Source organism: Citrobacter sp. CRE-46 (genome assembly GCF_059615875.1).
This window is the reverse complement of record NZ_JCAPUG010000003.1, coordinates 50,601-69,423: the sequence shown is the minus strand read 5'-3', so window position 1 is coordinate 69,423 and position 18,823 is coordinate 50,601. Positions and strand designations below refer to the sequence as shown.

Below are 18,823 nucleotides of genomic sequence, written 5' to 3'. Positions count from 1 at the left end.
CCGGTAGTGTTGGGGATTTTACGGCTAAAGCCGTAATGCGCTCTGAGCCCTCGCTGACGCTGCGTGGCTTCCGGCGTAGAACGACTCCTGTGTGCTCTGCACATCTAACGGATCGACAGAATCACCTGAACGTCCAGTTTGGTACGATATCCGGACAGATGACGCAGGGTGTCTAGGTGCCAAGAGAATTAACCCGGAACCTGAATAATCCCGCTGGCGCATACTGTCAGTGAGTTGTGATCTGCCCGGACACGGCGCCCGGAGCACATTGGGGCTTTTTTACTTGAGCAGAAAGTGCTATATGTCAAATCCGGGCGGGAATTAATATGCCCATCTCGATAAGTGGAACGGGTTAGGCAAATAAAATTATGAGGTAAATTAATGCATACTATTGATGATGTGGCTGAATGGATGAAGTCTCAAGTCGAAGTGTCATCCAGGCTCTACCAAGAAGTTGCTGTGTATAAAATAAAAAGTTTGTTTGGCGATAACTTTGTCTATACAAATGAAAATGGTAATCTCTCTATAGATAAAAAAGTTTTAGTCAAATTCAAAAAACTAACTGGCGACGTAGTTATTTGGGAGCGAGGTGACAAAGCTTGGCGTAAAAGAACTTCTTACGATAAGCCTGGTAGACAGCAAGATTGATAGACAAAGAACCGCGTAAGCGGTTTTTTGTTCTGGACAGAAAAACCTGAACGTCCAATATGGGGAAAGGATTACGTGACGGGGCGGGTTTGCTAGCAGTTCTGCGACCGTACCGGCGCATCGAGGACTGGTAATGCCAGCAATGGAAAGACTATTACGTCCGGGCTGGAAAATCGAGAGTTGCGATGATAGCGAGGCAAGGGGATCGCAGATATTAACCTCTGCAATAGAATATCTATTGCGTGATTTATTATAAATGTTATCCCTTTATTGTTTTCCAATTATCACCGCAGTTGAAGAAATCAGCACTGAATAAAATTTTCAAAATTTTATTCATGATGCTTACAAATAAATTAATGTAGATGAATCATCGGGATAGAGTATTCTACATCAACTGCATTCTTAATTTTACGTCAAAATCAACCGTTGCACTAAAATAAATCCTTACTAGAATAGCTATCCAGAAGAATCACCATGTATTCAGTGGCTGTCTTCAGTCTGACAGTCGGGCGCAGATTCTGGTTGTGTTAAAATATTGGGAAAATAAATCAGGAGTGAAAATGCAGTGACAGAGACACGTTACACAACGTCTGAAAGCAAAAAAGCCCTGAATAATCAGAGCTTTATTACTGGATTGGAAATGACGGCCATCAAATCCAATTCAAAACACACCAAAGGCATGTCCTCAAGTGATGAAGATAATAGAAAACTATTCAATCTACGTCAACCGAATGCCTGCGGTAACAATCCCAAAGCCGTTATCGGAGGTACGATTATGTTGCCATTGCTCGACACGTTCATGAATGCCCCTCTTCTGAGTCAGGGGGCTACTATCCTGTTTCTTGGGCTTCTTATCCTTGCGCTCAAGAACCAGTGATCGCACTGAGCTGGCTTCGGCCAGCTTCTTTACTTGGATAGAATTACCTTTATGTCCAACGTCGAAGGGATATAAACGGGAGGCGTAAAAAAGGTCGCTCAAGCGGCCTTAGTGCAGGAAATGGCTTCCCGATATGCAGATTCTAAATCACGGGGATCTCTTGAGTTGTAAAGGCGAACGATAGATTCATAACGTTCCGCGCATCCCCGCTCGTCAGCGCGGCGGTAATACTCATTGTGGAGCCTATTCAGGCTCTTTCGCAGCAGAAGATTACCGACAACTATCAGAGCAAACGTAATAATAAGAAAAGATGTCATGCCTACCTCCTGTCGTTATTACACAATAATATCAGGCTAGATCTCGCGCTGCCAGCAGAACTGGACGGAATAACCTTTATGTCCAATGTCGAAGGGATATAAACGGGAGGCGTAAAAAAGGCCGCTTAACCGGCCTTAGTGCAGGAAATGGCTTCCATATAAGCAGTTTCTAAAACGCGGGGATCTCTGGAGTTGTAAAGGCGAACGATAGATTCATAACGTTCAGAACATCCCCGCTCGTCAGCGCGGCGGTAATACTCATTGTGGAGTTTATTCAGGCTCTTTCGCAGCAGAAGCCTACCGACGACTATCAGAGCAAACGCAATAATAAGAAAAAATGTCATGTCTACCTCCTGTCGTTATCACCCAATACTATCAGGCCAGATCCTGCGCTGCCAGCAGAACTAGACAGAATGTGCTGTATGTCCAATCCGGGCGGGAATTAAGAGTGATGGGGTTCCGGTGCCTGGAACAAGCCAGAACGCAGACTCCGAAAGCGCCAGTAAAAGACGCCCCGACAGGGTACAGGAAAACGGCCCGGAGCATGGAAAATCGTTTCCACAAACTGCACGTCAAAGCACACTACCCCGGCAGAGATATTCGCAGTAAAATACCCAATACATTAATATAATTACGAACAGATGGCGTCTAAATGAAAATTGATTTCTTCGGATGTAATTACTTTCATATATTGAACAGTTTTAAAACCGAATTGCACACAATAAAAAAATTTCACAGTCACAGTGAAGTGTACTGGCAAAATGAAGGAGATGATATTAACAACTCTATGCTTTCAGAGATAAGAGACGCAGACGCAGAACATCACGAAGATATTGTTGATACCTATGTAGAAGAACTTATTATTGCACAAAGCACAGCGCCAAGATTTCATCGTGAGACCATACTGGTATCTCTCTATTGCCAGACTGAATACACTATTTTAGATTACTGTTCGTGGTTTAATCAGGATGTCATGGGTAAGAAAGCTAATTTTGACAGCCTGAGCAGACACGCCGTCCTGGATAATATTTCAGAGTATATGCAGAAAGTAATGGGGTTTGATTTATCATCATTCAAAGAAGAATGGGAATATTTAAAGAATATAAAACTAATCAGAAACCGATTAGTGCATTACAACGGAAAAGTTGGAAAAAAAAGCAAAGCAATAGAATCGTTTTGTGAGCAGAACGTGCATTTCAGAATCCAGAATGAATTTATCATTCTTCAGAGTGGGGCAATTAATAATATCATTAACGTGTTAATGACATTACTCAATAAACTGGAGAGTGAAAATCAATTGTTCATAGGCAGACATCAGGAAACATTTGGTGCATTTGAACACGCTGGGTTTAATAAAAGTTGACAGGTGCTGCACCTGTTGCCCACATGTAGAATTCTCCCGGTTTTTTAGTTCGTTAAACCAGTTTACCAGGCTAGATCCCGAATTTCTAGCCTAACTGGACAGACTAACTCGAATGTCTAAGTGATGAGATTTATTATAAATGGGCTTCACAGTGCCACTTCCCCGCAAAAAATCTAATGATGATATAATCGAACTCATCAACCACAAGAGTACGCGATTATGACACTGGCTCAACTGAAAGGTATTTGTTCCCGTTCTGATATTACTGTGGATGAACTTCGTATAGTTGTAGAGCGTCTTAACCAACAACGCATTAACTTCGGTACTGAACTGCACGAAATTAAGCCGCCTGCGCCCTGTGGGTGGTTACCAAGAAGCCGACCGCTATCGCAAGAAATAATAAGCGAAAGTCTCTGTAAACATTATAAAGAGCAGATTCAGCAATGGATAACGCTGATCGAACTCCATGAGGCATCACTGACTTGGGCGGAAAAGCTAAAGCGCTTTGTGGGAAAGCATAAATGGTTGTATTCCATTTCAGCAATGGTTATCGGAGGCATCGGAACTATACTAAATGGGTACGATATGATTGCTCAATGGTTCTGGCCGCCACACTAAATTCTCTGGACAGAATTACCTGAACGTCCAGGTCAGGGAAATCAGAGCAAAATGCTTTCGGGCCAAACCATGTGTCCCTCACTCGCATCAGGGTGATTTTTCCGAATTTCTCCGCCTGCCTTGCGGCCGGATTCAGTGAAATAAAATAGTCCTGATTTAGTAGCTTCGATATACCCGCGTTCAATGAGCTGTTGCTGAACCTCAATTACCGATTCGTTTCGCATACGAGCCAACTTAGTTGCCGAAAGTTTTTGGGTTTTTGAGGGCATGTTTATTTCCTTTTTAATTTTATTGCAGCCATCTTACTAGGCCAGATCCCAGACTGCCAGCAGTACTGGACGGAGAGCATGAAAAACCTCGGGGCAGCCATCGAATGATGCCATCTACAGGGGTTAAAATAACCACCATCATTTCATAACAATACCTGCTGACTATGAAGATCTACGTCATCAAAATAGCAGTTCATGGAGTCAGTCCGATGGTCTGGCGTCGGCTGAGAATTGCTGCCGACACGTCACTGGCCGCGCTTCACTTCATTTTCCAGATAGTGCAGGGCTGGGGGGACGACCATCTCCATCAATTTCACATTTATGGCAAAGATTACGGTATCTCCTACGAAGGAGGCATCGGTTTTGTCGATAATCCGTTCCGGGTCGTGATTGATGATTTTGCTTTTGATGCTGGCGATCGCTTTACCTATGAATACAATTTCTTTGAGCACTGGCTTCATGACATTCGTGTTGAGGCCATTTATGAAAACTCTACGCTGAAAGCGCCGTTTTGTATAAGCGGCCATGGTATGCCCGGAGCCACAGCTGCGGATGAGTTCGATAAAACCCTGGCGTTTCTTGAAGCTATCGTTAATGCGGATGATGAAACAACGGTCGGCGAGATCCGCCCTTTTGCTGACGACCTGGATGCTGTCAGGTTCAACCGCCACAAAATCAACCGGCAACTGAGCAGGCTCGACCTTGCATCTCCGGTACTGGAGCCTGAAGTTATCTGGCTGGGCCGTCGTCGCTGACTGATGTCTATAAAGGTATACGTTTTCAGCATGCCTCTCAGATCCCCGAAAAAATGTCTATAAACCTCCCTAAATCAGTGTTTATGGATTATTCTTTAAATCTCTATGATGTTTAAAGACCTTCCGGAGGTTTTGCGTGCAATATGCCTACATCAGGGTAAGCTCGGCCGATCAGAATACGGCCCGTCAGGAAGAGGCATTGTCAAAGGCGGGTTTTCAGCCTGATAAAATTTGTGTTGAGCATGCCAGCGCGAAGGACACAAACCGCCCGGGGTTACAGGAACTCCTGGGGCAATTACGCCCTGGTGATACGCTTCTGGTTCATTCCATCGATCGCCTTTGCCGGAATATGTCGGATATGTGCGCTGTCACCACCCGGCTTCGTGACCAGGGCGTTACCCTTATTTTTCTGAAAGAGCAGCTGACGTTCAGCGCCGGCACAAACAATCCGATGCAGGAACTGCAGCTGCACATGATGTCGGCATTCAGCCAGTTTGAACGAGCCTTACTGAAGGAAAGGCAGGCCGACGGCATCGCCGCGAAAAAAGCACGGGGTGAAAAAACAGGGCGCCCCGGCGCCGATATCAAAAAGATCCAGGAAATTGACGCACTCAGAAGCAGAGGGGTCAGGCTCAGGATCGCCTGCGACCATGCGGGCCTTGGCGTTTCCACATATTATAAGCTTCGTCACCAGATGAACAACCAGTAGCCGGGAGATAGTCATCCACCACAGCAGGAGGCAATGATGCAACTGACGCTCCAGATAGTCATCACCGATGAATCAGGCTCCAGTCGAACGGAGGAACTGATGACAATCCAGAAATCAGGGGAGACCCGGAACGACATCGGATTATCGGTGTCAGAATCCAAGCTGTTGCTGAATACGGTCCAGCAGTCGGTGGTCCAGCTGCAGGCAGACGAATATACTCAACACCATATCCGGTGCCCTCACTGCCTTGCTGCGCGCAGAATCAAAGGCAAACAGAAAATACGGTACCGGACGCTGTTTGGCGTTATTCCGGTATCCGGGCTTCGGGTGTACCGGTGCCGTTGTGAAGAGAGTGATACAAAGACAGTCAGTTTGCTCAGCGACTGGGCCGGCGATTATTCTCACCCGGCACTGAAATATATTGAAACCCGCTGGGCCTCGATGATCTCCTATGAAATGACGACTCGTCTGCTGAAAGATATTCTGCCGGTGGGCCACAGCCTGAATGCCTCAACGGTGAGGAATCATTTATGCCAGGTGGCGCAGCGTCTTGACGCTGAGGCTGAAGCTCATTCAGGTTTTCTTTCCGGCTGCCCCCGCGACTGGGGGAACCTGCCCAGGCCAGGAAAACCGCTTGTGGTGGGTATAGATGGTGGTTATGTTCGCGATCGGGATGACAAAAAGCGTAATTTTGAAATTATTGCCGGGAAGTCTTTTTCCGTTGGTGCGCCTGCTGACACCCGCCGCTTCGGTTTTGTTCAGAAGGATGACTGTCATCCGGAACGCAGGCTCATGACCCACCTTTCAGCGCAGGGAATGCAGGCCAACCAGCAGATATTTTTTCTGTCCGACGGCGCGGATAATCTCAGGGACCTCCAGTTCGGTATGTACCCTGAGTCAACGCATGTGCTGGACTGGTTTCATATCACCATGAGGCTGACGGTGCTCATGCAATATGCCCGGGGACTGCTGGTATCAGATCCAGAGGCGGGGAGTAAAGTTCTGGCACTGCTGGAAAGCATTAAACGATATCTCTGGCATGGCAATGTTGTCGCTGCGCTGGAACATATTGATAATTGCGTTATGTATTGCGATGACCCTGAACTCAGCTATCCTAGCCTGAAATCCCTGCAAAAACATCTGGATGAAATGTATACCTACATCCGGAATAATAAGATGATGATCCCAAACTACGGCGAAATGCGTCGGTACGGAGAGCCGGTATCAACCGCGTTTGTGGAATCCACGATCAATGAAGTGATCGCCAGACGAATGGCCAAAAAGCAGCAGATGCAGTGGAGCAGAAAAGGGGCTCATTATTTGTTACAGACCCGGACCGCCGTTTTGAATAACGAACTGCAGGATAAATTTGTCTGCTGGTATCCGGGTTTTCAAAGTGACGGGAAGGGACCAGCGATGGCAGCATAGCTCACGCTGCCCCAATATTTTTTATGCTCTCTACTGGACGGGGTCTGAGGGCCAATGGAACGAAAACGTACGTTAGTGAAGTAACTGTCTGATATATCAAAACATAATGGACATAGAAAAACATCCTTAAAATGGTGTCTTTTTAATCGAAAAATGGCATTTAATGGACAGCGTTGTCTGCTAATCGATTTTTCAGACGTTCATTTTTAGCTTACCGTACGTTTTCGTACGGTTGGCCCTCAAACCCCTATGTCCAAATGAGTAGGATTTAAACTGACTGTTTAACTTGATGCGTGGTGAGCTAACTCATGGCTGTTGAATGGACTGATGTTGCAGATAATGCCGTTAAAATTGGGCTGGGATCGTTGATTACCTTTTTAGGTGGTTATTTGACTCTCAAGCTAACACAACGGCATGAGTCGAGGAAAGAACGTGCGGCACTGCATCTAAAGGAAATTGATATACGAACCGGGAGATACATAGATTTTCTTTCAATGTCACAATCACTTATGCAAACGTATTTGTTTAAGGATTGCCGGGGTGACAGTGATGATTACATTAATTACATGCGTATTCACAATGAACTAAGTGTCACTTCTACTGATGACATTCGGACTGCTGCCTTTCATGCCCAATATGCGGTATCTCTGTTTGTTACTCAGAATAAGGAAGGGGATCAGGACATTATCCGTTCCTATCGTAACGATGCGCGGGATAAGGTTGCATTGTTTCAGGGGCTGGCAAATGCTGAATTGCGGAAGGAGAGAGCGGCGCTGATGGATCCACCTGTGGCATGGTGGAAGGTCTGGAAACATTGGCGCAAGTGAGCTGGACAGAAATGCCTGAAAGTCCTGGTAGCGGAGAAATTACGTCACAGTAGGTTTATGCCAGCAGTTCTGCGACCGGTGAGCCTCTCCTGAACATCGATCATCAACTTTGTCTCCTGACAGCTCAAATGCCTGTCACGGCTTGAAAAGTATACAGAGGCAGCGTTCGTGCTACCTGGGACTTAAGGTTAGAACTATGTTATTACGTTACTGCGTTAGCGTCGGGTTGTGACTGATCTGCTTATAACTTAATAGCCGCAATCTTTCTGCAATATAGCTGCAAGATTGCAGTTTTGAATTCTAACACACCACGCCGTCGTGACTGAATTTTTCATCAGTTCCGTATTGTCTGGATTGCTTCTATAATGCTTCAATCAAGTAGCAATCTTGCAGCATGATTTTTTATGTTGCAATCTAGCTGCAAGATGCCAGATTGATGCTCAGATATTGACCTCTGCTGTGGAGGTCCTAAATCAAGTATGCTGCAATCTTGCAGCAATACCGGAGGGCTTTATGGCCTGGATAGTTGGATTTATATCGCAGAAAGGCGGGATTGGTAAAAGCACAAAGGCCAGAGCACTGGCCCGGGAAGCTACCAACAGCGGTATTAAAACTAAGCTCGCAGACTTAGACCTTGAGCAGGCAACCAGTTCGGACTGGCATCGCCGTCGTCTGGCTGCCGGCTTACCTCCTGCTGCTTCAGTTGAGTTGTTTGGGACAGCAAAGCAGGCTATCGAGTCAGCAGGTGATGTCGACCTTCTGATTCTTGATGGGCCCGCACGAGCAAGTAAGGGAACCCTGGAAATTGCCAAAGTCGCTGATCTCGTTGTTCAACCGACAGGGGCTTCGCTCGATGATTTAATACCTGCAATTAAGGTTTTCAATGCTCTCGTTAAAGATGGCATCCCTCGCTCCAAGTTAGTCTTTTCGTTAAGCCGTGTTGGCACCGAGGCAGAAGAGGCTGAAGCCAGGGCATATATAAGTGAAGCTGGCTATGAAACATTAGCCGGTTGTTTGTATGAGTTTCCTGCCTATCGGCAGGCCATGAATGCGGGTTTAGCCGTGACGGAAACGCGTTATAAGCGGCTTAAACAAAATGCCGATGAAGTTATACAGTCGCTTATAGACAAGATTGGAGAATAGTAATGGCTGATGCATCTAAGCTAAAAAACCGGACTCGCAAAAATTTGGGGAATCCTCCGGGGCCTGAAGAAGTCGCAACCAGCCTTAATTCACCGGAAGTGGCTCCTGTAGCTGTCGTTCCTGATGCTGCTGAGCAAACTGCACCCGTACCACCGGCTTCTTCTGTACCTGAAACAATGACACCGGCGACGACTCAGGTGATCAATTCCGCGCCGTACACCCGTCGTGATGGCCGTTCAGCTAGAAAAACATATCGTATTATTCCTTTTGCGACCAGGGTAACCCCTGAATTTGATAATGAAATTCGTGACATTGCAGAGCGCGAAGGTATCAAACTGGTCGAAGTTCTTGAGAACGCGCTTATCGCTTATAAGGCACAGAAGGGCTATTAATCCGGATAGCAGCATGATGCTGCTATCTTTTTAGTTATATAATCTTGCTGCAATATTGCAGCAATCATAACGCAATCTAGAATTTTGATTGCTGCTATCTGAAAGCTATCTTTATGCTAGATTGCTGCTATGAAAATGCGTTATGATACTCAAAATGAGTATCACTGGATGTGCGGCAAATACTCAGATTGAGTATTGGTACTCGATTTGAGGGCCTTCCGCTCGCACCTGAATGATATGGGTTAGGTATAAATACTCAATTTGAGTATCAATGGAGATAGTATGAATATTGCTTGTGATGATGGCTCTACCACAGTAAAGCTCGCATGGTTCGCAGATAAAGGTAAATTGAAGACAGGTTTGTCTTCCAACTCATTCCGTCAGGGCTGGAAAGTAGAAGGGATGGGCGCACGCCAGACCTTTAACTATGAACTGGAAGGCAAAAAGTACACTTATGATGAAGTCAGTAACGAATCCATCCTGACTACTCATATTGAGTATCAGTATACCGATGTGAATGTCCTCGCTGTGCATCATGGTCTTCTGAACAGCGGATTAAAACCGCAGCCGGTATCTTTAACAGTGACTTTGCCCATCAGCGAGTTCTATACAAAAGAGTGCCAGAAAAATGAGCTGAACATTCAGCGTAAAATTGACAACCTGATGCGACCAGTAAAACTCAACAAGGGCGAAGTGTTTACCATTGAACATGTTGAAGTCATGCCTGAGTCCCTGCCTGCCGTTTTTGCTCAACTGGTAAAAGATAATGTAGGGCCCTTTGAAAAATCTCTTGTGATTGATCTGGGGGGCACCAGTCTTGATGTTGGTCTTATCGTTGGTCAGTTTGACTCAGTCAGCGCAATTCATGGAAATGCAGAAATTGGTGTATCTATGGTGACAAGTGCAGCACTCACTGCGCTGAAAATGGCCTCCAGTGATACCAGCTCGATGGTTGCTAATGAGTTAATCAAACAGCGTCACGACCCTGATTTTGTACGTCAGGTTGTTAATGATGAAAGCAAAATACCCCTTGTTCTGGATACTATCGAAAGTGCAATCGCCAGTCTGGGTGAGCGTGTAGTTGATGACCTTGCCGGATTCCGCCATGTTAACCGGGTTTACATTATTGGCGGTGGTGCACCGTTGATCGAGGGAGCGGTTAAGGCTGCATGGCATCACCTGGGCCAGAAAGTTGTGATGATGGATTCACCACAAACAGCACTTGTGGAAGCTATCGCGGCATTTAAAGGGGAGTAATTCTGTGGGCGATGAGCGGAAGAAGTTTACTGTCTATCTTCATCCGGATCAGACGGCAGACAATATGTCCCTGGACATAATTGAGTCTGTACCGCGGAATGAGAGAGGGGAGTTATACCGGAGGGCATTTATCTCCGGGCTGGCTCTGCATCAGCTTGATCCGCGACTTCCTGGTTTACTTGCTGTGTTGCTGGACAGGGATTTCAGTGCGGACCAGCTGGTCGGGTTACTTAGCCAGACTACGGGGTGGAAACCATCCCGTGCCGACATTCGGGATATTCTCGCTGAAATGGGCACAGGTCAGGCCATACAACCTCCTCAGCCGGAAGTTATAGAGGATGAGGAAAAGCAGCGCCTCGAGCTGATGCGGGAAAAAATGAAGAAATTTATCTGAGACTCAGATCGATGCGCAGGGAATATCCGACCAACGGGTCGTGTATGCCGGTGAAAGCATTTCTCTCTTCATCTGCCATTCTGGCGCAATCCCGCGTCCTGCAAACCATACTTTCCCAAGTCCTGAATGGTTAATACCATCCAGGACTTTCATCAGCTGCTCGCTCCGTTCCCGTGGTTGTACTTCATCAAACAAATTCAGTTGCGATACCCCGGTTGGTGTGAAATCGTTCAGCATACAGCCTGCCTTTGCGTAACGATGACCATCCACCCAGATCCTGTCCAGAGTTCTGACGGCAGCGGCAACGATGTGCCGTGTATCCTGCGTGGGGATGAGCAGCTTTTCACTGGCCAGATTACCGTAGTAGGGCTCATTTACGGCAAACGGCGATGTTTTCACAAATACGGCAATATGCCTGCAGAACTGCCGTTCGCCGCGCAGCTTTTCGGCGGCCCGTTCTGCGTGCTGACAGACTGCCTGCCGCATTGCTTCATACGTCGTGACTCGCTCTCCAAATGACCGGCTGCAGACAATTTGCTGTTTGGGCGGCGGAGCTTCCTCCAGTGAAATACAGCTTTCTCCGTTGAGTTCCCGGACCGTTCTCTCCAGAACCACATTGAAATTTTTCCTGATGAACGTTGGATTCGCGCGGGCCAGCTGCAGTGCTGTGGTGATCCCCATTGTGTTCAGTTTCTTTGAGATCCTGCGGCCCACCCCCCAGATCTCCTCCACCGGCTGCAGTGACAGCAGTTTTTCTGTACGGCGGGGATTGCCCGGTGTTAACGCCAGTACGCCGCTAAATTGTGGCCACTCTTTGGAGGCCCATTGTGCAGACTTTGCCAGCGTTTTCGTGGGGCCCATTCCGACGCCGATGGTCAGCCCCGTGCCGGAACGAACGTGCTCACGCAGCTGCCGGCCGAAATCCTCGAAATTGATGCAGCTGTCAATACCCCGCACGTCGAGAAACATCTCGTCAATCGAGTACTGCTCAACGCGTGGCGCCAGCGCTTCCAGGTGAACCATGACTCTGTTCGACATCGATGCGTATAGCGCGTAATTACTGGAGAACGCGATGACCGGCTCCGGAAATTTCACCGACTTCAGCTGAAACCACGGCACTCCCATTTTTATGCCCAGCCGTTTCGCTTCAGCGCTGCGCGCGATTACACAACCATCATTGTTACTCAGGACCACCACAGGCCTGTCACGCAAATCGGGACGAAATACTTTCTCGCAGCTCGCGTAAAAGCTGTTAACGTCAGCCAGAGCGAACATCAGTCCGTGCTCCGGGTGAAGGCTGTCACCACCCCAAAAATCTGCAGGTCTTCCGGATAGAGAGTGGGATAGGCCGGGTTCATCGGCAGCAGGGCGACACGGGGTGTCAGCTGCAGGCGTTTAACCGTGAATTCGCCATCAGTTTCCGCGATGACAATGTCACCCTGCAGCGGCTTTTCGGCTTTGTCGACCACCATCAGGTCGCCGGAATGCAGGCCCATCTCTTTCATTGAATCCCCGATAGCCCTGACGAAGAACGTTGCAGCCGGACGCCGGATACACCAGGCATTCAGGTCAAGTTCCTCCTCCGTGTAATCGGCGGCCGGCGACGGAAAACCCGCCGGGCAACGTTCGGTGAACAGTGGGGCAGTGGACGGCACCGGCTCCTGTTCGGGGGCGACAAAAAGTAACATGGCATACCTCTTAAAATACCTGTTTGCATATACAGTATTATTTAAGATATTTCCTGTCCTGCAAGTAAAATTTTACCGTTTCCCGTCAGGTAACTGTTCTGCCTGGAAAAACAGATGTCAGGTTATCCACAGAATCGGTTAATAACCCTGTGGAGGACCGGCGCAGAACTGTTGGTATGTCATCTGCTCCCACTCTGGTGTTTTCCCTTCCCACAAATCCTCTGGTCACCCTGGCCATTTCTGCCCGCCAGTAGCTGACTGCCACCCGCTGCCAGTGTGCCGCGTCCGGACGGACACGGGACGGGCGTCTTTATCGCTCAGGCCCGGCGTCGTTGTGATTTTACGCCATGCCCTCGCCTTCTAAGGCGCGCCCTTCAAGCCGCTTTCGCGGCATAACCTTGCCGTCAAAAAAAATGACGGCTGCGGTATTCCACGATCGGCGTTGACCCGTTACCGGACGCGACGAACAGGCAGCGTGCGGCAGGGAACGGTATCGCGGTGATGCCTCCTGCCCACCCTGACTGTGTAAGGAGCTTCCCATGCCGAACTGGTGTGCCAACAGACTGATGTTCAGTGGTATTCAAAACAGTTATGCCCTTAAAACGTGGATTGCCGGAGGTGAACAGTCTCTGCATCGCCGCGCCAGAAAAGAAGGTATCCAGCTTTTCCAGGCGGGCTGCGCGGGGATACTGCGCCCCCTGACAGAACTGTGTTACCCGCCATACCCGCAGCTGGTTGCTCACGGGGCGGCCGCAGACAATCGGCCTTCAGTGCAGGCGTACAGCGACTGGCTGGCGATGTTTATGGCCGGAGCTGTACTGGATGTGGAAACCTGCCTGAAGCTGCATCAGTGCTGGCTGGACAGTCATATTGCCCATGCCCGCTGGGACACCCTCAGTGAACCGGAACAGGTGGTCATCCGTCAGCTGTACCAGCAAAAGTCTTTCGACTGGGAGGACAGTTTCCGGCCTGCGCCGGTGGATGAATGGTGGGACAGCCTGTGTGACGTCGGTTCTGCCGTACCTGCTGCTGATCCAATGGATTTCCGCGACGTGCTGCCGACGCGTCTGGATATTGAGGTGAACGCCTTCAACGGTGGTCTGCTGACGGGTGTCCCGTCGTCATATGACCACTATCTGAAGCAGTACGGTTGCAAGTGGCCGGTCGGTTATGAGGCAGATATCTGTTTCGCCGGAGAGAACTCGCTGACGGTGGATTTTGATACCCCCTGGAGTCCGGTCGGCGAAGACGTTGTGGCTGAACTCTGTCAGCGGTATGGCGGGGAGGTGGAGCACTGGTTTGCGGAGCAGGGCTGTAATTACTGCGGTTATGCCCGGTACGTCAGCGGCGAAACAGATGTGTACATCACGGACGAGCTGGAGTGGGGCGAGGCTGACCCGGACGATGAGGACAGTTTCCCGGACGTAACCGGCCCGGAGTGGATTATCAACAACGTGGCGCATTTTGGCGGCTGACCGGAGGCGGGCGGGAAACCGCCCGGAATAACATGGAATTAAATTTGAATACCTGGCTTGTTGGCCTGAGCATCGACGTCGGTGGCACTGAAATGATGGTGTATTACCTGATTAGCGCGACTGACCTGGAGCATGCCGAAGCGGGCGTTCTGGAAATGGGGCGCACCTGGTGGCCAGCACTGCAACGCGAGGATGACCGGCATCGGTGGGAATATGCCGCAGGCGTGGTCTGGTTCAACAGCATCATTCTGCTCGATGACGTGGAGAACAGTATCCTGCGCGGGCTGAAGTTCCTCGATGCGTGGACAGTGACTGGTTCAACAGACGCGCCGGTACTGCGCGATGAGTGGGCCAATGACTGGCGGGATATCACCCGCTGACGGAATGCCGGGCAGGGCGACTGCCCGGTACTTCAGGCAGGAATAATGATGTCGCGCTGCTCCGCATCCATGCCGCGCGTGGCGCGGGGATATCCACTGCCCGGAGCCAGTGTGCCGCGCCCGGACGGACACGGGACGGGCGGTTTTTCCGCTCCTGTCCGGCGTCGCTGTGATTTTACGCCATCCACTCGCATTTTAAGGAGCGCCCTTCAAGCCGCTTTCGCGGCATAAGCTCGCCGACGATGGGGACTGTCGGCTCGTTATTCCACGGTCAGCTTGACCCGTTACCGGTCGCGGCGTACAGGCTCCGGGCAGCAGGGAACGGACGTCGTACCGACGTCCTCTTGGGTGCCCCCTGTAACCACGAGGTGTCCCTATGTCCCGTTTTATCCTGGGTAACTGCGTCAATATTATGGCCTCCTTTCCGGATCGCGCCGTTGATTTCATCCTCACCGATCCCCCGTATCTGGTCGGGTTCCGTGACCGTTCCGGCCGCAGTATTGCCGGTGACAAAACCGACGAATGGCTGCAACCCGCCTGCAATGAGATGTACCGCGTCCTCAAAAAAGACGCGCTGATGGTGAGCTTCTACGGCTGGAACCGCGTCGATCGTTTCATGGCGGCGTGGAAAAGTGCCGGGTTCAGCGTGGTCGGGCATCTGGTTTTCACCAAAACCTACTCGTCGAAATCGGCCTATGTCGGCTACCGCCATGAATGCGCCTATATCCTGGCGAAAGGCCGTCCGGCGCTGCCGCTGGACCCGTTACCGGACGTCCTGGGCTGGAAATACAGCGGCAACCGCCACCATCCGACCGAAAAACCTGTTACCAGCCTGCAACCGTTGATCGAGAGCTTCACACACCCGAACGCCATTGTTCTCGATCCGTTTGCCGGTTCCGGCTCCACCTGTGTCGCCGCCGTCCAGGCAGGGCGCCGTTATATCGGCATTGAGCTGATGGAGCAGTACCACAAAGCCGGGATTACCCGCCTGTCAGCCGTCCAGCGCGCCATGCAGCGCCCGGCCGCCAACGACGTCTTTTATCCGGAGGCCGCGTGATGAACTATGCCGGACACGAAAAACTCCGCGCAGACGTGGCGGAGCTGGCCAACAGCATGAGTGACCTGCGGGACGCGCTGAACGACGTGGAGCACCGCTATCGCTTTGATTCTGATGTGCTGACCGAACGTCTGACCCGGCAGACGCTTTTCCGCATCAATGCCCTGTTTATGGCGGCGTACAACGAAATTCTTGAGCTGGATTCCTGCTTTCAGGACTAAGGAGAAAAACATGTACGGAACCTGTGAAACCCTCTGCCGGTTGCTGAGTGAGCAGTATCCCGCAGAAACCCCGCTGAACCTGATTGTCTGGTCCCCGGCGGATATCGAAGCGCTGGCCGACGGGATGGAGTATGCCGTTTCTGAACAGGACACAAGGGAGGTGCTGGCGCGTCTGGACGCCATACCGGAAGAACAACGGCTTGAGTCGGGTGTGTCTGCCAGTGCGGTGATGGACCTGATTGATCAGGTGAAACAGGCCGTTCCGGCGGTGATGGTGCCGGCTGACCTGCTTGAAACCCTGCTGACGACCGCCGAACAGGCGTTGTGGCACAGGGAATGGACCGCCCGGGATGACAACCACCCGGTCCCGGACAGCGTAGCCCGCCGCCTGGCTGATACGGCGAAAGTGCGCGCCTTACTGAAAAACTGAATACCCACGCCGCCCCGGCGGCGTGGACTGAATCTGCTCAGAGGAACATAAGATCATGATGTACGGCACCCGTAAGGAACTGAATAAAAAGCTGAAACGTATGTTTGGCAACAATGACCACTTTGCCCTGCTGGTCTGGACGAAGCAGGACGTAATGGCCCAGGTGGAAAACATGACGGAAAGCGAGGCCGCCGCGATTTTGCAGGAAATCGGCAGCGTGACCGGGCATACCGAAGAGGGCGTTTCATTTCGCACGGTCCAGGAGATGTATGCCGGATTACGGGCCGACATCCCGACCGTCATCGTTCCCGCTGATCTGCTGGCACGCCTGGCTGACGTCGCGGGGCTGGCGCTGGACGCAGAGGACGCCCGGGCCTGGCCGCTTGTTAGCCAGCATTACCCGTCCGTGGCTGATGCCCAGGCCGATATTACGTGGCTCAGGCAGCTCCTGGCCGCCTGATGTGACCGCCCGCCCCGCCCGTTCTGACGGGGCGATACTTCCCGTACAGTATACAGAGAGAATAACCATGAATAACGATACCCTGAACGCCCTCATTCTGCGCCACGGTGACAATCTGCTGCGCCGGTCCGGCTGGCCCGACTCAGTTGGTATGACGCCCGTCGCGCCCGAAACCGTATCCGGCTGGCTGTTCGCCAGTGGCGTGCTCGATGCAGACGAGATCCTGGCGCTGACAACCCGGTTGTGCCAGGCCCTGAATGACGGACGGGCGAAACTGCTGACCGCCAGCGCGCAACGGCTGGCAGGTACGCCCGCCCGGCTGCATCTGTACCCGGCTCAGTCTTATCCCCGGCCCGAAGCCCTGACTGATTTTACCTGTATAAGTCTGCCGTATGCCCGGGAATGGCTGACAAAAGCCGAATGCGGGGACCTGCTGGCCTTCCTGAAAGATTTCATTGACCGGATCTGTGACATTGTTCGTCAGGACGCGAAGCGCATCGCGGCGGCTCTGGTGCCGTCTGCCGCGCCGCGGCTGATGGAAAAACGTTTCGGAGTCTGGCGACTGATTGCGGACGAATACGAGCACGACAACTGGCTGGACAGTGAGGACGAGGAACGGCTGGATCAGGTGCTGGACGGCATACTGGTCCGGGGTGCGCGGTTTTGTCCGGTCCTGCTCACCCTGGTGAATGAGTCCCGGGAGGAAATCGAAGCGGCCGGAGTGATGACCGATCTCCTGCGTTTCCCGGGGGAACCGGTCCGCCGCTGGTTTGACCGTCGCGTGTTGCGGGATGTGCTGAACGAGGTCCGCAACACAGACCCCATCGGGGATTAAGTCAGGGAGGGAAGGGGGAAACCCCTTCTTTTATCCGCCGGTGACTCAGAAGCTGAAAAGGATGTCGCCGGCTCCGCTTTTATGGCTCTTCCTCCACGTTGTTCCGGCTTCACAGTGAGTAACGCCCCGTGCGGCCTGCGGCAAACGCCGTGCCTCTACTGTAGCCGGGCCGCGGCTGATGCAAGGGAAGCGTAAACGCCGTCACCTTCACCCGGTCGCAGTTTATTTCAAAGGCATTATCCGCCGTCTTCCCGTCGTTTTTCGGCTCAGTTTTCGCCGTCAAACCGTCCAGCCTGCTCCTGCTTTTTTACTGCGCTGCGGCTTCGGTGACGCCCTTGCATCCTCCGCTTTTCGCCCGGCTGTCGTGTCGGCACGGCGTAAGCCGAAACACAGACGACATCGACCACGGAGGATTTTCTATGAGCAATACGACCACCACACCAGCTGTCTACGTTGGCACCTACCACAAATACAACTGCGGCAGCATTTTCGGCAAATGGTTTGACCTGACGGAGTTTGACGACAGGGAGGATTTTTACGAGGCCTGTCAGGCACTGCATGCCGATGAATGGGATGCCGAGTTTATGTTCCAGGACTGGGAAGGTATCCCGTCGCAGTTCGTTTCTGAATGCTCCATTGACTGGGATTTTATCGCCGCTTACAAACGCGCCGAAGAAGAGGGCAGGGAATCCGCTTTTATCGCCTGGGCAGAGTATACCGGCGAGTGTGACTATGAGGCCTTTGAGGATGCGTACCGGGGCGAAGCGGAAAGCGAGGAAGACTATGCGCAGGAGATGGTGGAGGACAACGGCCTGTTAAATGAGGTCCCGGAGTCGCTGCGCAGTTACTTCGATTTTGAGGCTTATGCGCGAGACCTGTTCAGCAGCGGCTATGTGTTCCATGACGGCTATGTTTTCTGCAACTGATTAATATCCGGCGGGTTTCCCCGCCGGTTAAGGATAAAACGTATGAAACTTGATCCCCAGACCCGCGATATTCTTCGCCAGTACAAAGCCCTGATTAATGCCCGCCGCCGTGATGCCGGTCAGCGGGAACTGAGCACTGCCCAGGTGATGGATGAAATCTGCTATTACATGACCCGTCAGTGTGCGGTATACATCGGCGGCCACTTCATCTTACAGGGAGGAAAAGGCGGGTAAGTTTGATGGCAGGTGGTTATGCCGCCTGTCAGTCCGCGCGAAAAAACCTGCAGGCTTGCGCCTGCGGGAGAAGGACTCGCGCCGCGCTTCGCGCTGCTCCCCGTCCTTTTCCCCCTCTGA

26 protein-coding genes and 1 pseudogene are annotated in these 18,823 nt (G+C 51.1%); 22 read left to right on the top strand and 5 right to left on the bottom strand.

From position 1 onward, the window contains the following. Positions 1-381: 381 nt before the first annotated feature. Positions 382-648, top strand: a complete 267-nt coding sequence (locus tag AC534G_RS26480) for a DUF6953 family protein (RefSeq protein ID WP_253076411.1) — start codon at positions 382-384, stop codon at positions 646-648. 565 nt (positions 649-1,213) lie between these two features. After that, positions 1,214-1,525, top strand: coding sequence for a hypothetical protein (locus AC534G_RS26475; protein WP_253076345.1), 312 nt, complete (start codon positions 1,214-1,216; stop codon positions 1,523-1,525). Positions 1,526-1,967: 442 nt separating this feature from the next. On the opposite strand, the gene AC534G_RS26470 is transcribed toward AC534G_RS26475, so the two are convergent. Beyond that, entirely contained in the window at positions 1,968-2,186 is a 219-nt protein-coding gene (locus tag AC534G_RS26470; RefSeq protein ID WP_496594625.1) for a hypothetical protein, read from the bottom strand. Between the two features lie 308 nt (positions 2,187-2,494). On the opposite strand from AC534G_RS26470, the gene AC534G_RS26465 reads away from it, so the two are divergent. Both AC534G_RS26465 and AC534G_RS26460 read left to right on the top strand, forming a co-directional pair. Beyond that, positions 2,495-3,205, top strand: coding sequence for a hypothetical protein (locus AC534G_RS26465; RefSeq protein ID WP_496594624.1), 711 nt, complete (start codon positions 2,495-2,497; stop codon positions 3,203-3,205). A gap of 219 nt (positions 3,206-3,424) precedes the next feature. After that, positions 3,425-3,823: a hypothetical protein gene (locus AC534G_RS26460; RefSeq protein WP_253076347.1), complete on the top strand. Its 399-nt coding sequence runs from the start codon at positions 3,425-3,427 to the stop codon at positions 3,821-3,823. Between the two features lie 41 nt (positions 3,824-3,864). Here the strand turns inward: AC534G_RS26460 and AC534G_RS26455 are convergent, their stop codons facing one another. Continuing rightward, positions 3,865-4,092: a helix-turn-helix domain-containing protein gene (locus tag AC534G_RS26455; RefSeq protein WP_253076348.1), complete on the bottom strand. Its 228-nt coding sequence runs from the start codon at positions 4,090-4,092 to the stop codon at positions 3,865-3,867. 164 nt (positions 4,093-4,256) lie between these two features. On the opposite strand from AC534G_RS26455, the gene AC534G_RS26450 reads away from it, so the two are divergent. The 8 genes from AC534G_RS26450 to AC534G_RS26415 all read left to right on the top strand — a co-directional run bounded on the left by AC534G_RS26450 (position 4,257) and on the right by AC534G_RS26415 (position 10,997). Next, positions 4,257-4,847 (top strand): plasmid pRiA4b ORF-3 family protein, encoded by a 591-nt coding sequence (locus AC534G_RS26450; protein WP_012477564.1) that lies wholly within the window; start codon positions 4,257-4,259, stop codon positions 4,845-4,847. A gap of 136 nt (positions 4,848-4,983) precedes the next feature. Beyond that, the gene (locus tag AC534G_RS26445; protein ID WP_001493762.1) at positions 4,984-5,556 is read left to right on the top strand and encodes a recombinase family protein; all 573 of its coding nucleotides are present in this window, start codon (positions 4,984-4,986) and stop codon (positions 5,554-5,556) included. Between the two features lie 36 nt (positions 5,557-5,592). Beyond that, the gene (locus AC534G_RS26440) at positions 5,593-6,984 is read left to right on the top strand and encodes an ISKra4-like element ISKpn19 family transposase (protein ID WP_014839878.1); all 1,392 of its coding nucleotides are present in this window, start codon (positions 5,593-5,595) and stop codon (positions 6,982-6,984) included. Positions 6,985-7,292: 308 nt separating this feature from the next. After that, positions 7,293-7,811, top strand: a complete 519-nt coding sequence (locus AC534G_RS26435) for a peptidase M14 (protein WP_253076349.1) — start codon at positions 7,293-7,295, stop codon at positions 7,809-7,811. A gap of 513 nt (positions 7,812-8,324) precedes the next feature. After that, positions 8,325-8,954 (top strand): nucleotide-binding protein, encoded by a 630-nt coding sequence (locus AC534G_RS26430; RefSeq protein ID WP_042313791.1) that lies wholly within the window; start codon positions 8,325-8,327, stop codon positions 8,952-8,954. 2 nt (positions 8,955-8,956) lie between these two features. Beyond that, on the top strand, positions 8,957-9,346 hold the full coding sequence (locus AC534G_RS26425; protein ID WP_253076350.1) for a hypothetical protein: 390 nt from the start codon (positions 8,957-8,959) through the stop codon (positions 9,344-9,346). Positions 9,347-9,628: 282 nt separating this feature from the next. After that, positions 9,629-10,603, top strand: a complete 975-nt coding sequence (parM, locus tag AC534G_RS26420) for a plasmid segregation protein ParM domain-containing protein (RefSeq protein WP_097361874.1) — start codon at positions 9,629-9,631, stop codon at positions 10,601-10,603. A 4-nt stretch (positions 10,604-10,607) separates the two neighbouring features. Further along, entirely contained in the window at positions 10,608-10,997 is a 390-nt protein-coding gene (locus AC534G_RS26415) for a plasmid partitioning/stability family protein (protein WP_202837843.1), read from the top strand. A gap of 3 nt (positions 10,998-11,000) precedes the next feature. On the opposite strand, the gene AC534G_RS26410 is transcribed toward AC534G_RS26415, so the two are convergent. Beyond that, complete coding sequence (locus tag AC534G_RS26410) at positions 11,001-12,272, bottom strand: Y-family DNA polymerase (RefSeq protein ID WP_253076351.1); 1,272 nt, start codon at positions 12,270-12,272, stop codon at positions 11,001-11,003. Next, complete coding sequence (gene umuD, locus AC534G_RS26405; RefSeq protein ID WP_253076352.1) at positions 12,272-12,685, bottom strand: translesion error-prone DNA polymerase V autoproteolytic subunit; 414 nt, start codon at positions 12,683-12,685, stop codon at positions 12,272-12,274. Before umuD ends, AC534G_RS26410 begins: the two co-directional genes overlap by 1 nt. 254 nt (positions 12,686-12,939) lie before the next feature. On the opposite strand from umuD, the pseudogene AC534G_RS26400 reads away from it, so the two are divergent. The 3 genes and pseudogenes from AC534G_RS26400 to AC534G_RS26390 all read left to right on the top strand — a co-directional run bounded on the left by AC534G_RS26400 (position 12,940) and on the right by AC534G_RS26390 (position 14,540). Further along, positions 12,940-13,187: pseudogene (locus tag AC534G_RS26400) on the top strand (hypothetical protein). A gap of 37 nt (positions 13,188-13,224) precedes the next feature. Beyond that, positions 13,225-14,160: a DUF1281 domain-containing protein gene (locus AC534G_RS26395; protein ID WP_253076353.1), complete on the top strand. Its 936-nt coding sequence runs from the start codon at positions 13,225-13,227 to the stop codon at positions 14,158-14,160. A 32-nt stretch (positions 14,161-14,192) separates the two neighbouring features. Continuing rightward, positions 14,193-14,540: a hypothetical protein gene (locus tag AC534G_RS26390; RefSeq protein ID WP_253076354.1), complete on the top strand. Its 348-nt coding sequence runs from the start codon at positions 14,193-14,195 to the stop codon at positions 14,538-14,540. A 32-nt stretch (positions 14,541-14,572) separates the two neighbouring features. Here the strand turns inward: AC534G_RS26390 and AC534G_RS26385 are convergent, their stop codons facing one another. Continuing rightward, positions 14,573-14,734 carry a hypothetical protein gene (locus AC534G_RS26385; RefSeq protein ID WP_239043177.1) on the bottom strand — a complete coding sequence of 54 codons (162 nt, stop codon included), beginning with the start codon at positions 14,732-14,734 and terminating at the stop codon, positions 14,573-14,575. Positions 14,735-14,916: 182 nt separating this feature from the next. Here AC534G_RS26385 and AC534G_RS26380 point away from each other — a divergent pair, with 182 nt between their 5' ends. The 7 genes from AC534G_RS26380 (at position 14,917) to AC534G_RS26350 (ending at position 18,703) form a co-directional block, all read left to right on the top strand. After that, positions 14,917-15,597, top strand: coding sequence for a DNA methylase (locus AC534G_RS26380; protein ID WP_079827123.1), 681 nt, complete (start codon positions 14,917-14,919; stop codon positions 15,595-15,597). Beyond that, positions 15,597-15,818: a YubE family protein gene (locus AC534G_RS26375; RefSeq protein WP_253076355.1), complete on the top strand. Its 222-nt coding sequence runs from the start codon at positions 15,597-15,599 to the stop codon at positions 15,816-15,818. The genes AC534G_RS26380 and AC534G_RS26375 overlap by 1 nt, the downstream gene beginning before the upstream one ends. Before the next feature lie 10 nt (positions 15,819-15,828). Then, positions 15,829-16,248, top strand: coding sequence for a DUF1380 family protein (locus AC534G_RS26370; RefSeq protein WP_097361866.1), 420 nt, complete (start codon positions 15,829-15,831; stop codon positions 16,246-16,248). Positions 16,249-16,303: 55 nt separating this feature from the next. Continuing rightward, positions 16,304-16,708, top strand: a complete 405-nt coding sequence (locus AC534G_RS26365; protein ID WP_253076356.1) for a DUF1380 family protein — start codon at positions 16,304-16,306, stop codon at positions 16,706-16,708. A 67-nt stretch (positions 16,709-16,775) separates the two neighbouring features. Further along, a complete protein-coding gene (locus tag AC534G_RS26360) occupies positions 16,776-17,543 on the top strand; it encodes a YubG family protein (RefSeq protein ID WP_253076357.1) in 768 nt (255 codons plus the stop codon). Between the two features lie 419 nt (positions 17,544-17,962). Continuing rightward, positions 17,963-18,469: an antirestriction protein ArdA gene (locus AC534G_RS26355; RefSeq protein ID WP_253076358.1), complete on the top strand. Its 507-nt coding sequence runs from the start codon at positions 17,963-17,965 to the stop codon at positions 18,467-18,469. 42 nt (positions 18,470-18,511) lie between these two features. Continuing rightward, the gene (locus tag AC534G_RS26350) at positions 18,512-18,703 is read left to right on the top strand and encodes a hypothetical protein (RefSeq protein WP_253076359.1); all 192 of its coding nucleotides are present in this window, start codon (positions 18,512-18,514) and stop codon (positions 18,701-18,703) included. Positions 18,704-18,823: the final 120 nt, after the last annotated feature.